At 34.2% G+C, this 13,128-nt stretch carries 13 protein-coding genes; 7 read left to right on the top strand and 6 right to left on the bottom strand.

Annotated elements, in window-relative coordinates:
* On the bottom strand, nt 1-1,272 hold the full coding sequence (gene tyrS / locus B6C84_RS00935) for a tyrosine--tRNA ligase (protein ID WP_199283287.1): 1,272 nt from the start codon (nt 1,270-1,272) through the stop codon (nt 1-3).
* Nucleotides 1,273-1,323: 51 nt separating this feature from the next.
* A complete protein-coding gene (putP, locus tag B6C84_RS00930) occupies nt 1,324-2,811 on the bottom strand; it encodes a sodium/proline symporter PutP (RefSeq protein WP_174564986.1) in 1,488 nt (495 codons plus the stop codon).
* A 268-nt stretch (nt 2,812-3,079) separates the two neighbouring features.
* Between putP and nth the strand changes: the two genes are divergently transcribed.
* Entirely contained in the window at nt 3,080-3,718 is a 639-nt protein-coding gene (gene nth / locus B6C84_RS00925; RefSeq protein WP_086353773.1) for an endonuclease III, read from the top strand.
* Between the two features lie 6 nt (nt 3,719-3,724).
* Entirely contained in the window at nt 3,725-4,270 is a 546-nt protein-coding gene (gene smrB / locus B6C84_RS00920) for an endonuclease SmrB (RefSeq protein WP_086353772.1), read from the top strand.
* A gap of 336 nt (nt 4,271-4,606) precedes the next feature.
* Here the strand turns inward: smrB and cgtA are convergent, their stop codons facing one another.
* The 4 genes from cgtA to rplU all read right to left on the bottom strand — a co-directional run bounded on the left by cgtA (nt 4,607) and on the right by rplU (nt 7,410).
* Nucleotides 4,607-5,773 (bottom strand): Obg family GTPase CgtA, encoded by a 1,167-nt coding sequence (gene cgtA, locus B6C84_RS00915; RefSeq protein WP_086353771.1) that lies wholly within the window; start codon nt 5,771-5,773, stop codon nt 4,607-4,609.
* Nucleotides 5,773-6,738: a DMT family transporter gene (locus tag B6C84_RS00910; protein ID WP_086353770.1), complete on the bottom strand. Its 966-nt coding sequence runs from the start codon at nt 6,736-6,738 to the stop codon at nt 5,773-5,775. The genes cgtA and B6C84_RS00910 overlap by 1 nt, the downstream gene beginning before the upstream one ends.
* A gap of 87 nt (nt 6,739-6,825) precedes the next feature.
* Entirely contained in the window at nt 6,826-7,086 is a 261-nt protein-coding gene (gene rpmA / locus B6C84_RS00905) for a 50S ribosomal protein L27 (protein ID WP_034883716.1), read from the bottom strand.
* 15 nt (nt 7,087-7,101) lie between these two features.
* Nucleotides 7,102-7,410, bottom strand: coding sequence for a 50S ribosomal protein L21 (rplU, locus tag B6C84_RS00900; protein ID WP_065577863.1), 309 nt, complete (start codon nt 7,408-7,410; stop codon nt 7,102-7,104).
* 462 nt (nt 7,411-7,872) lie between these two features.
* Between rplU and B6C84_RS00895 the strand changes: the two genes are divergently transcribed.
* From B6C84_RS00895 to B6C84_RS00875, 5 genes are all read left to right on the top strand, one after another.
* Nucleotides 7,873-8,370, top strand: a complete 498-nt coding sequence (locus B6C84_RS00895; protein WP_065614700.1) for a MarR family winged helix-turn-helix transcriptional regulator — start codon at nt 7,873-7,875, stop codon at nt 8,368-8,370.
* Between the two features lie 58 nt (nt 8,371-8,428).
* Nucleotides 8,429-9,565 carry an HlyD family secretion protein gene (locus B6C84_RS00890; RefSeq protein WP_086353769.1) on the top strand — a complete coding sequence of 379 codons (1,137 nt, stop codon included), beginning with the start codon at nt 8,429-8,431 and terminating at the stop codon, nt 9,563-9,565.
* The gene (locus tag B6C84_RS00885) at nt 9,562-10,722 is read left to right on the top strand and encodes an ABC transporter permease (RefSeq protein ID WP_198192313.1); all 1,161 of its coding nucleotides are present in this window, start codon (nt 9,562-9,564) and stop codon (nt 10,720-10,722) included. Before B6C84_RS00890 ends, B6C84_RS00885 begins: the two co-directional genes overlap by 4 nt.
* Nucleotides 10,723-11,114: 392 nt before the next feature.
* A complete protein-coding gene (gene agaR / locus B6C84_RS00880; protein ID WP_065577866.1) occupies nt 11,115-11,897 on the top strand; it encodes a transcriptional repressor AgaR in 783 nt (260 codons plus the stop codon).
* 51 nt (nt 11,898-11,948) lie between these two features.
* Nucleotides 11,949-13,115, top strand: a complete 1,167-nt coding sequence (locus B6C84_RS00875; RefSeq protein ID WP_086353768.1) for an SIS domain-containing protein — start codon at nt 11,949-11,951, stop codon at nt 13,113-13,115.
* The last annotated feature ends 13 nt before the right edge of the window (nt 13,116-13,128 follow it).

Here is a 13,128-nt window from a genome sequence, read left to right as displayed (position 1 = left end):
TCATCTCCAAATAAGCAAGCAATAGTATTTTTTACCTCGACGCAGTAATGTGTAACGATTAAATAACTTATCACTATCAGAAAAACGATAATCTGTTGTTGAGTTACGTTCACCATTAACGGAAATAGCATTGGAATCAATCATTGTTCTTGCTTGACCTCTTGATGGCGCAAATTCAGCATTAACAATGGCTTGTTGTAGATCTACATCACCTTCAATGCTGGCTGTTGGCATGCCATCTTGAGCTAATTGTTCAAAATCAGCTTCAGATAAATCGGTTAATTTACCAGAAAATAAACTTTCAGTAATACGTTTTGCCGCTGTTAGTCCTTCTTCACCATGAACTAATCGAGTCACTTGTTCGGCAAGGACATACTGAGCTCTAGGTGCAACGCCACTATTTTTATCCTCTTCTTCCAAAGCATCAATTTCTTCCAATGACATGAAAGTAAAGAATTTAAGGAATCGATAAACATCAGCATCAGCAGTATTAATCCAAAATTGATAAAATTTATATGGACTGGTTTTTTTCGGATCTAGCCATACAGCACCACTTTCAGTTTTACCAAATTTAGTTCCATCAGATTTAGTAATTAATGGTACAGTTAAACCATATACTTGTTTCTGGTGTAAACGACGGGTTAAATCGATACCAGCAGTAATATTACCCCATTGATCAGAACCACCAATTTGTAACACAACATTATGTGCTTTATTAAGACTTGCAAAGTCATAAGACTGTAACAAACTATAAGAAAATTCAGTAAAAGAAATACCTGATTCATCACGGTCAATACGTTGTTTAACGGATTCTTTGTTAATCATTGCATTAACAGAAAAATATTTACCAATATCTCGTAAAAAAGATAAAACATTCATGCCACCAAACCAATCATAGTTGTTGGCAACAATAGCGGCGTTATCACCACATTCAAAATCTAAAAATGGCGATACTTGTTGTTTAATCTTTTCACTCCATTCAATTACCGTATCTTCAGTATTGAGTTTACGTTCAACAGCTTTAAAACTTGGATCGCCAATTAATCCTGTCGCACCTCCAACTAAAGCTATTGGCTTATGACCAGCCAATTGAAAACGTTTCAAACAAAGCAATGGAACTAAATGACCAAGATGCAAACTATCAGCGGTTGGATCAAAACCACAATATAGTGCAATAGGATTTTGCTCAATCAGTTCCATTAACGCTTTTTCATCAGTAAGTTGAGCAATCAGTCCACGCTCTTGCAGTTGTTTGATCACATTTTTTGTCATGATATTTTACCTATTAAATTTGTTACGTTTATATTCTACTTTAATTAAATTCTATACTGTTTTATTGTGGTATTTTTTATACGCTTGTTTGAAATGGTCTTCAACTATTTCGTTCGGTTTTTTATCTAATAAGCTAAAAATAATGATTGCTATTGACGCAAATAAAAAGCCAGGAATTAGTGAATATAAATTAAGCCAATTAAAATTAATCCAAAGCAAGACCGTAATTGCACCAGTTATCATACCTGCTAATGCACCATTGCGGGTCATTCGAGCCCAAAACACCGAGAATACAACAATCGGACCGAACGCTGCACCAAAACCAGCCCAAGCATGGCTAACTAAATCAAGCACACTGTTATTAGGATTGATCGCTAATAAAATAGCAATAACAGAAACTAATAACACCATTACACGGCCAACCCAAACTAATTCTCGCTGCTTAGCCTTTGGTCGAATAAAAGCGCGATAAAAATCTTCTGTCAATGCACTTGAACAAACCAATAATTGACAACTTAAGGTGCTCATTACTGCGGCTAGAATAGCTGCTAGCAAAATACCAGCAACCCATGGGTTAAATAGTAATTTAGATAATTCGATAAAAATACGTTCATGTTTCCCATTATCAATTAGATAAGCTAAGTTAGGATTATTGGCAAAGAAAGCAATACCAAAGAAACCAACTGTAATTGCGCCAGCTAAACATAAAATCATCCATGTCATACTAATTCGACGAGCATTTTTCATTACTTCATGAGAATCAGCAGCCATAAATCTAGCTAAAATATGTGGTTGACCAAAATAACCAAGTCCCCAACCTAACAATGAAATAATGGCAATCAAATCCATATGAGCAAAGATATTTGTATAATCAGGATTTAATGATTGAATGTTAGCCATTGCATCAGTGAAACCACCAGCATTAATCATTACCATAATTGGTGTTAAGATTAGAGCAAACATCATTAAACTTGCTTGAATTGTATCGGTCCAACTTACCGCTAAAAAACCACCAATAAAAGTATAAGCAATTGTCGCTCCAGCACCTGCTAGCATTGCCCAGCCATAACTAAGCCCAAATGTACTTTCAAATAATTTAGCGCCAGCAACTACACCTGAAGCACAATAAATGGTAAAAAAGATTAAAATTATTACTGCTGAAATAATTCTTAATAGTGAACTATTGTCATCAAATCGACGAGCAAAATAGTCAGGTAAAGTTAATGAATTATGATTTATCTCAGTGAAAACTCTTAATCTACCGGCAATCAGCAACCAATTTAGATAAGCGCCAATTATTAATCCTATAGCTATCCAGCTTTGCGAGATACCAAATAAGAACACTGCACCCGGTAATCCCATTAATAACCAACCACTCATATCAGAAGCACCAGCAGAAAGTGCAGTAACGACACTGCCTATGCGACGTCCACCTAATATATAATCACCAAAGTTTCGTGTTGCACGAAATGCAAAGAAACCAATCGCAATCATTCCTAATATGTAAACAGCAAAGGTGACAATCATTGGTAATGACATTTTTATAATAAACCTTGATCGATGAAATTAAAAAATAGTTGGCTAGCTTATCATAAAAAGCCCCTGCTAAAAAGCTGGCGATTTTGCTATATCTATCTTAACTATAAAAGCTAGTATTACAATTCAATCCACAAAATAAAAATATCTTCAATTTTTTAAATAGATACATAGTTAATAGTTTCAACCTATATAAAAACTCAATATATCCTAAGGTAAAATATCATATAATGTATATAATATTGATTAACTTTTTTATTTATAAAATATTGTGAAACAATCAACTCGAATTGAAATTTTAGAAAGATTAAAAGAGCATATTAAAGATCCTACAACTGAATTGGTATATAAAACACCATTCGAGTTACTTATAGCTGTTGTACTATCCGCTCAAGCCACCGATGTTAGTGTGAATAAAGCGACTAAACCATTATTTGCTATCGCAAATACCGCAGAGCAAATTCTGGCGTTAGGCGTCGATAAATTAAAAGATTATATCCGAACCATCGGTTTATATAATAGTAAAGCTGAAAATATCATCAAAACTTGTCAGATTTTGGTTGATAAATACCAAGGTGAAGTGCCTGAAAATTTTGCTTCATTAATAGCTCTTCCTGGCGTAGGTAGAAAAACAGCTAATGTTGTTTTAAATACCGCGTTTGGTTGGCCAACTATTGCTGTCGATACGCATATCTTTAGAGTAAGTAACCGAACAGGATTTGCACCAGGTAAAACGGTTGAAGCTGTCGAAGAAAAACTACTTAAAGTGGTTCCAGATGAGTATAAAATAAATTGTCATCATTGGTTAATATTACATGGTCGATATACCTGTATAGCTAGGAAGCCACGCTGCGGATCTTGCGTTATTGAAGATTTGTGTGAATATAAAGAAAAAGTTTATCCAGAGTAAAAATCAATGCCAAATAAATTTAAATTAGAAGATGAAGATATCAACTTGTTTAAAAGTAGTATTGGGAATGCCAAACAACTTAAACAAGATACCGTTATTCATAAACCAGTAAAACGATCCCAAAAGCTAATTGATAATCAAAAGCTTCAACATGAAAAAGTAAATAATGAATTTTACTTTTCTGATGATTACCAACCACTATTACAAGAAGATCCTATTCGTTACATTCGTGAAAATGCGGATACTAATGAATTAAAAAAATTGCGACGAGGATTTTATTTACCCGAGTTTTTTTTAGATCTACATGGATTAACTCAGCAAGAGGCAAAAAAAGAAATCGCTGCACTTATTGCTGCTTGTTTACGTGAAAATGCCAATTGTGCTTGTATTATGTATGGACATGGAAAAAACATATTAAAAAAACAAACGCCAATGTGGTTAGCCCAACATCCACATGTAATTTGTTTCCATCAAGCACCAAAAGAGTTTGGGGGTAACGCTGCATTATTAGTTTTATTTGATATCAATAATCCATCAGTTAATCTAAGATAATTACTAATAGATATATAGTAAACAATAAAAAAGCCAGCTTAGTTTTACTAGGCTGGCAAACATTGGAAGCAATGTGAGCAATGTCATACTTTTTTAGAAGTCTTTCGACGCTCTAATAAAGTACAATTGAATGATAATCATTCTCATTATTAAAAGCAAGTTATTTTTTTGACTATTTTCAAAAAAAAGATAAAAGTTTATCAATTTAAAATGTATTACTGTATTAACTTTTTGTTTTTATAAAGAATATAATTGAAAGGAGCAGGGTAAATTTTCCCTGCTTTTTTGAAAATTTAATTATAAAAAAACGTTTATAATCAACTATTGGCAATATTTTTATTTTTGATAGATAAACTCAACACCTTCTTCATCACTTTCATCCCAATCATCAAAATCATCGTCATCATCAAATGCATCATCCATTACTTGTTGATGATAATCATCCCACATAAATTCGACTTTTTCCGGCGAAGTTTCCTCTTGTTCCGCTTCTCGAGGATGGGTAGTAATATAATCCATCAAATCCCAGCATAATGCTTTAACACCTTCATGATTAACCGCTGAAATAAGATAATATTTCTCATCCCAATTTAAGGCTTTCGCAATTTCAGCTGCACGTTTTTCGCTTTCATCAGGACCTAATACATCCATCTTATTAAAAACTAACCAACGTGGTTTATTTGCTAATTTATCACTATATTGATGCAATTCTTGAATGATAACTTTCGCATTTTCAATTGGATCAGAACCATCTATTGGCGCTATATCAATTAAATGCACTAATACGCGACAACGTTCAAGGTGTTTTAGAAAGCGAATACCAAGCCCTGCGCCATCAGATGCCCCTTCAATCAATCCAGGGATATCGGCAACAACAAAACTTTGTTCATTATCCATTCGCACAACACCTAAGCTAGGTACTAATGTTGTAAAAGGATAATCAGCGACTTTAGGTTTAGCTGCTGAAACACTGCGAATAAATGTTGATTTACCCGCATTAGGTAACCCCAACATCCCCACATCAGCTAGCAGTAATAATTCTAATAACACATCTCGTTTTTCACCAGGCGTACCATCGGTTTTTTGTCGTGGAGCACGATTCACTGATGATTTAAAACGGGCATTACCAAGTCCATGAAAACCACCTTTAGCAACCAGAACTTTTTGTTGATGATGTGTTAAATCACCAATAATTTCACCAGTATATTTATCAGTTATACGAGTTCCTACTGGCACTTTAACGGTAATATCTTTACCTCGTTTACCGGTACAATCTGAACCTTGTCCATTTTGACCACGTTCTGCTCGGTAGTTTTTTTCAAATTGAAAATCAACCAATGTATTTAAATTTTCATCGGCAATAAAAAATACATCACCACCGTCTCCACCATCGCCACCATCAGGACCACCTTTAGGTATATATTTTTCTCGGCGGAAACCAACACAACCATTTCCGCCATCACCAGCTTCGACACGAATTGAAGCTTCATCTACAAATTTCATTATTTGTCCTCTTTCTTTCGGTTAATCAGCCAGCCTTTTCTTGGTTGCCATAAATGGTGTCCAACTGTTGCAAACATTGCCCCAGCGACCACAGATACTGCGCCAATATAACCTAAAATATTTAAATATTGCATTGCAAACTTTTCTGGCCATAGTAAAGCAAATAAATCTGAAAAAATCAGTGCAAAAAGTGGTGTTAATGTGGTTATTGCACTTACTTGTGCTGCTTGCCAACGTTCCATGGCCATAACCAAAGCACCATAAGCAATAATAGTATTCAACCCGCAAAAAATAATAGCAAACAATTGGCTAAAATCAGCACTAGCTATTTTCGTTGGTGATGCTAGAGGCCATAAAAAAATACTACAAATAAGATAAATCAACCAAAGTAGCTGTTCTGCTCGTAATTTTTTTAATAATACTTTTTGTGCTAACGCATAACATGCCCATGAGATAGAAGCCAGTAAGGCAAGCCAAACACCTATGCCATATGAAGACATATTAGCAAAAAGATCAGCTAGATTTTCATTAAAAAACAACCCTAACCCAATTAACAATATAGTAATACCAATAATTTGAGTGGGTCTTAATTTCTCCTTGAAAATAAAAGCACTTGAAATCATAAATATAACAATACCAGTTTGACTAACAACTTGCGCTGTAGTTGCAGATAAATACTGCACAGCTGTGGCAAAAAGTGCAAAATTACCGAGTAGACCAAATCCAGCAATCATCAATAAGATAAAACGGCGACGTTTTTTGAACATAGCTAAATTAGGAAACTGTTTTTTATAAGCCAGCCATAGTGTAATACCGATAGCTGAGATACTTAATCGTGACCAAGCTAATGTTAAGGGATCAATAACAACTAATGCATATTTCATAGCAATTGGCACTAGTCCCCACATAACGGCTGTTAACATGGCTAATGCAAAACCTAATTTAACATTTTGCTGTTTTATCATAATGAATTAATTTATATAAATTTCAAGAAATGAAAAAAGCCCCACAATAACTGTGAGGCTTCTATAACTTCTTAAACCGCTAATTTATTAGCTGTTAGCAACTACACTAACATAACGGCGATTTTTAGGTCCTTTAACTTCGAACTTAACTTGTCCATCAACTAAAGCGAATAGGGTATGATCACGACCACAACCTACGTTAGTACCTGGGTGGAATTGAGTTCCACGTTGACGAACTAAAATGTTACCCGCAAGAACTTCTTGAGAACCATAACGTTTAACACCTAAACGTTTACTCTGGGAATCACGACCATTACGTGATGAACCACCAGCCTTCTTATGTGCCATTGTTCGATACTCCTATTAAGCGATTGCAGTGATCTTCACATCAGTGAACCACTGACGGTGACCTTGTTGTTTACGATAGTGTTTACGACGACGGAATTTAACAATTTTCACTTTTTCGCCACGACCGTGCTCAACAATTTCTGCTTTAATTGTTGCACCTTCAACAAACGGAGCACCAACTTTGATGTCTTCACCATTTGCTACCATTAAAACTTTATCGAAAACAACTTCTGAACCTGTTTCGACTTCAATTTTTTCCAAGCGAACGACTTGTCCTTCGCTAACTCGGTGTTGTTTACCACCACTTTGGAAAACTGCGTACATACTTAACTCCGCAATAAAAAGCAGACGATTCCTGATTAAAAATATATGTCTGCATTGATTAATCTTATAGGGCGTGAATTTTACGCAAAATTTATGCTTGTTGCAAGCGCTGTTTAATAAAAGATCGCAAAAAGTCACAAAAAAGATCTTAGACCAGCAATTTTCACACTACAATATAGTTAAATTATTATTTATTTGAACAATATTGATTGTTAAAAATAATAGAGACTATAACTATTAGTATAGTTATTATCAATTCAAACAACTATTGATGAAAAAAAATCCATATATAAAAGTTAACATGAACAACTATATAACATTACTTATACTTTTCTCAAAAAAATTTACGATAGCACTGAAAATAACTAATTCAATTAGTACATTAAAATAGCCATAAAAAAGGATTGCCAATTAGTGGTAAATAAGTATAATTAGCCGACTAAATAAATTAGGTAATGACAATTGAATTACAATTCAAGAATACTTCCTTCTCGCGAAACTTTAGCAAAAGCACAAAGATTTAATGATGAAATTATTGAGGTTTCAGGCGTTGATCTTGTCTTAAGTTTAATCACCACCGCCGATTTAATTCGATCAAATATTTATGCACAACTAGCCAAAGATTATGATGTATCTGAAGGAAAATTTGCCTTGTTAATGTCACTATATAGTGAAGGGGAAACTTGCGCTAGCGAGTTAGCATTAAGAGTTGGCGTAACACCAGCAACCGTTTCGGTAATGGTGAAACGAATGTTAGCAGCACCCGATCCTTTAATATCAATGACCAAAAGTGGAGAAGATGGCCGTTCTCGACTAATCACCCTTACTGCAACAGGGGAAAATCTTATCCAAAAGGCATTACCTAATCACTTAAAATCGATTCGTGCTTTTGCTCAAGTCTTAAATCCACAAGAGCAGGAATCTTTAATTGCAATGTTACGCAAATTATTGCGTAAATAATTGTCAATAATTATTCATAATCATGATATTTTAACAATATACTTAGCTGACTAAATAAATGAAAAATAAATTAAACTTAAATTTACCCAAAAACATTAAAATTCCTGCTATATTTTTATTGCTACTTCTATTTGGATCTACATTAATTTGTCTTGGTTCAAGAAATGATGCAGTAACTGTTGCTAAAAGTATCAAATCAGGGGTATTAACCGCTGATGAAATCAATGTTGCCTTTCAAAATGTAGGTGGAAAAGTAATTAAACGCTTTGTCCAAGAATCACAATTCGTTAAAAAAGGCGACCCATTAATGCAACTTGAAGATATTGATACCAAGCTATCAATTGATCGCTTGCAAGCATTAGTTGATAGTCAAACTGCTGCTGTTAATCAAGAACAAGCAGCAATCGAAATCACTGAAAATGAAATCAATCTTAATGAGTTATCAACTTGGCGAAAAATTGAGGAAGTTAAAGCTAACCTTGAAGCGGCAAAGTCTGCTCGTGATCTAGCTAATACTGAATTTCAACGCCATACTCAATTAAGAAAAACGGGTGGTACTTCTCAATCACAACTTGATGCTGCACGAAATGTCTACATTAGTACCAAAATGCAGGTTGTACAGATTGAAAGCCAATTATCAACCTTAATGATTGGCGCAACTCCAGACCAAATTAACCTGTTTGAACAAACTAGAAATGCCACAGGTATGACATTGCAATCAATTACTATTGATCGACAAAAACTGCAAAATCGTCAAAATCAACTTGCTCAAATTAAAGCGCAATTAGCACAAGCTCAAGCTGATTTAAAACAATTACAAGTCAATTACGATCGACTAACATTAGTTGCGCCAGAAGATGGTAAAGTTCTAAAACTGATGTTTGAAGATGGTGAGATGGCACCTGCTGGAGCACCAGCTGTATTATTAGAAACTGATCGCAAATATGTCGATATCTATGTTAATGAAAAAATGGTCAATGATTATCAACCAGGCACAAAGGTGAAAGCGAATGTTATCGCATTAGATAAAACCGTAAAAGGCACCGTTCGATTTGCAACTGCTGCGCCATCATTTGCTGACTTACGCATGACTCGAGAACGAGGACAGGCTGATTTAACATCTTACCAAGTCAGAGTTTATATGGAATCTATTCCACAACTATTAACCGGTATGACAATTGAGGTTGATCAATGATGCGACAAAACATCATTAAATCTATGCTTGAAGAGCTTGATGCTATGTTATCAGGCCACTTCATTCCTTATTATAAAGTGTGCTTAGGTTTAGCAGCAATCGTATCACTTATTTTTTCAATTGTTCTGAGCCATGGTTCAGTTTTTGAAGGAAAAATCGCCGTTATTGATCTTGATGGTTCTAATTATTCAACTGAATTAATCAGTAAGGTAAATACGTCACCATTTATTGAAATAACAGAAGTGATTCGATCGCCAGTTAATCCAATTACATTGGTTTCTCATGATCGTAATTTAGGCGTGTTATATATCCCTAAAGGGTTAGAAAAATCGTTAAAAAAAGGTGATCAGACGGTTAAATTAGGTTATTTTGCTGATGACTCAAATGATGCCCAAAATGCTAAAGTAATGCAAAGCCTGAATGAAATTATTCCTGAATCAGGTGCAGAATTAAGTGTTGGTAAAGTCGCAGCATTAGGACTAGGTCGAGAAGCAACAGAAGCGACCTTATCACCAATGCAATTAAAAACGAGAACCATGTTTAATCCAGCTAGTTCATCAACAATATCCACTATTATCTATTTTGTTTACTTCTTTTCATCATTAACCTATGGTTTAACCTCGTTAATGATTATTGGTCGATTAAAAACCATGGGGATGTGGAATACAGTAATTGAACGTGGTTTTTTACCATTATTAGCCAGAACAGTGCCTTATGCCCTATTTTATACAACGGCTTTAACCTTAATCACGGCAATATTGGTAATATTTGGTCAACTACGCTTTGATGGTAACTATTTTACTTTCGTACCAAGCATTTTTATGACTGGTTTAGCTTTTGGTTGGTTAGGTTTACTACTATCTTGGAAAACTAACCATCCTGGCGAAGGAGCTAGTAAAATGATTTTCCTTGTCCCTCCCGGCTTTATTATGGGTGGTTCAACCATGGCTGTAGGTATTATGCCAATATGGGCATTTTATGTTAGTCATGCCTTTCCATTAGTTTGGTTATTTCGCTTTTTTCGTGATATAGGCATCCGCGGACGTTCATTTATCGATATGCTATCTACATATGGTATTTTCATTATCTATTTAACAATTATTGCTTTTGTCGTAATGATGTTTGTTAATCGCAGTAAAAATAGCCAACCAGAATAAAAAATAACCTCATAAATTATTGAAACACCAATCGGTGTTTCAATATTAACTGCAGTATTCTCTTGATTATAATTTTCAATTAACAACCTTATAATCAATTACATTCATAAATTTGTGATATAGATCACATTAAACAGTGAAAGCGAATATTCATTTATTGTTTAGTTTACTTTCTTTTATGTGATTTCTCTTTTAAGTTAACTTTTTGAATAATAAGATTAATCTCCTTTTTATTGTTTACCTTTCACATTGAAACCTTTCGTTTCGTTTCAAATGAAAATAATATTTCAATTTTTCCTTTTATAATCAGTTTTGTGACCTATCTATCATTTTTCGATCCCTTATCTATGTTTAAATTTAATAAAGGAATGAAAGTTGAACGAGTGGTAAAAATGAATAAAGAAATAATCAATACTTTGCAGCGTAGAGAAAAAATTATTCATTTACTCGATACAGAGAATACCGTATCAGTTAATAAATTAAGTAAATTATTTAAAGTATCTAGCGTTACCATCCGAAACGATTTAAGACACCTTGAAGAAAAAGGCTGTATATTGCGCTGTTATGGCGGCGCAATGTTAAATAAATCCTTTGCATTGGATAAGCCATTATTAGACAAAAGCCGTATCAATTCGATCATAAAAAATAAAATTGCTCAGCGAGCTGCTGAAATGGTTAATGATGGAGATCGAATCATTCTCGATTCAGGATCGACAACAGCAGCTATGGTTCCCTATTTACGTAACAAAAAGAACTTAATTGTCTTTACTAATGCTGTAAATATTGCCTATGAATTATCAACTAATAACGACATAGAAGTAATTATTGCTGGTGGTAACATCAGAAAAAAAGCTTACTCCATTTCCGGTCCTACAGTAGAACAACAATTAAGAATGTACCATTTTGACAAGCTTTTTTTAGGTGTTGATGGTTTTGATCTAGATGCTGGCATTACAACACCAAATTTCGGTGAAGCCAATGTTAACAGAGTAATGTGTCAAGTTTCTGGGCAAATTATCGCGATGACTGACTCAACAAAATTCGGTCGTAAAAGTTTCTGTACGATTGAAAAAATTAATCTAATTAAAACTCTAATTACTGATACAAAAATTCCAAAAGATTATCTAGAACAATTACATAAATTAGGAATAAATGTAGTAATTGTAGATGATTAAACGTTATAAATTTATTGAAAAGATTAAAAAGGATATAGAAGGATATAGATTATGCAAAAATATTTGAATTATTCGTTAGATTGGTTAGAACAACACGGAGCTCAACATACTGCGAAAGAAATTTGTCAACAACCACAAATTTGGCGAAATTTATTACAAATCATTTTACAAAAGCAAAATCAGTTACAATCATTTTTACAACCTTTACTTTCCGATCCAAATCTAGAAATAATTTTGACCGGAGCCGGCTCATCTGCTTTTGGTGGTGTTGCTCTAGCACCATGGCTAAAAGAACAGACTCATCGTAACGTTCACGCTTATGCTACAACAGAGATTGTCACTAATCCTCAGCAATATTTATCACCAAATAAAAAAACTTTAATTGTCTCATTTGCGCGATCAGGAAATAGCCCTGAAAGTGTTGCTGCGGTGAAATTAGCAGATCAAATAGTTTCTGACTGTTATCATCTATTTTTAACCTGTAACCCAACCTGTGCATTAACAGAGTATGCGGCTAAAGAAAATAATTCTAAGCGTATTTTACATCTGGTCATGCCTGAAGGAACTCATGACTTAAGTTTCGCAATGACATCGAGTATTAGTAGTATGATGCTTGCCACCCTTTTATTGCTAGACAATGTTGATTTAGAAAAAGCACACAATGCAGTAATGGAAATTGCCAGTATTTGTGAAGAGAAGCTTTCAAGCTGGCAATCAATAACCAAACAGTTAGCCAGTAAAGAACATGATCGAGTTATCTATGTTGGTAGTAGCTGCTTCACAGGTATTGCACAAGAATCTGCATTAAAAATTTTAGAATTAACCGCCGGTAAAGTAGCAACCCGCTTTGATTCAATATTAGGACTACGTCATGGTCCAAAATTTATGGTTGATGCAAAAAGTTTAGTTGTCTGTTTCTTCTCAAGCGAACCATATGTTCACCAATACGATATTGACCTATTTAATGAACTTGTTCATGACAAAATTGCTGCTGACGTCATTGCACTAACAAGTCAAGAGAGTATTGATCAACAAATATTATCGGTGGATAGCAAACTCCCTGATTGTTGGTTAATTTTTCCTTATCTAGTTTTTGCACAAATGTTAGCGTTTGAAAAATCACTTTATCTTGGATTGACTCCAGATAACCCTTGTCCAACAGGAGAAGTTAATCGAGTAGTAAAAGGCGTTAATATTTATCCATTTAATAAAAATTAATCATCTGAATATG

The sequence above is a fragment of the Gilliamella apis genome (assembly GCF_002142155.1).
In the GTDB taxonomy this organism is placed as follows: domain Bacteria; phylum Pseudomonadota; class Gammaproteobacteria; order Enterobacterales; family Orbaceae; genus Gilliamella; species Gilliamella apis.
Note: the sequence above shows the minus strand (reverse complement) of the source record. Positions and strands in the feature narration are given on the sequence as shown.

What these genes read in the sequence shown, in the direction of transcription:
- B6C84_RS00910 (WP_086353770.1), bottom strand. Translation starts at nt 6,738, where the DNA reads ATGATAAAACAGCAAAATGTTAAATTAGGTTTTGCATTAGCCATGTTA.
- rpmA (WP_034883716.1), bottom strand. Translation starts at nt 7,086, where the DNA reads ATGGCACATAAGAAGGCTGGTGGTTCATCACGTAATGGTCGTGATTCC.
- putP (WP_174564986.1), bottom strand. Translation starts at nt 2,811, where the DNA reads ATGTCATTACCAATGATTGTCACCTTTGCTGTTTACATATTAGGAATG.
- B6C84_RS00885 (WP_198192313.1), top strand. Translation starts at nt 9,562, where the DNA reads ATGATGCGACAAAACATCATTAAATCTATGCTTGAAGAGCTTGATGCT.
- rplU (WP_065577863.1), bottom strand. Translation starts at nt 7,410, where the DNA reads ATGTACGCAGTTTTCCAAAGTGGTGGTAAACAACACCGAGTTAGCGAA.
- cgtA (WP_086353771.1), bottom strand. Translation starts at nt 5,773, where the DNA reads ATGAAATTTGTAGATGAAGCTTCAATTCGTGTCGAAGCTGGTGATGGC.
- tyrS (WP_199283287.1), bottom strand. Translation starts at nt 1,272, where the DNA reads ATGACAAAAAATGTGATCAAACAACTGCAAGAGCGTGGACTGATTGCT.
- B6C84_RS00875 (WP_086353768.1), top strand. Translation starts at nt 11,949, where the DNA reads ATGCAAAAATATTTGAATTATTCGTTAGATTGGTTAGAACAACACGGA.
- agaR (WP_065577866.1), top strand. Translation starts at nt 11,115, where the DNA reads ATGAATAAAGAAATAATCAATACTTTGCAGCGTAGAGAAAAAATTATT.
- smrB (WP_086353772.1), top strand. Translation starts at nt 3,725, where the DNA reads ATGCCAAATAAATTTAAATTAGAAGATGAAGATATCAACTTGTTTAAA.
- B6C84_RS00890 (WP_086353769.1), top strand. Translation starts at nt 8,429, where the DNA reads ATGAAAAATAAATTAAACTTAAATTTACCCAAAAACATTAAAATTCCT.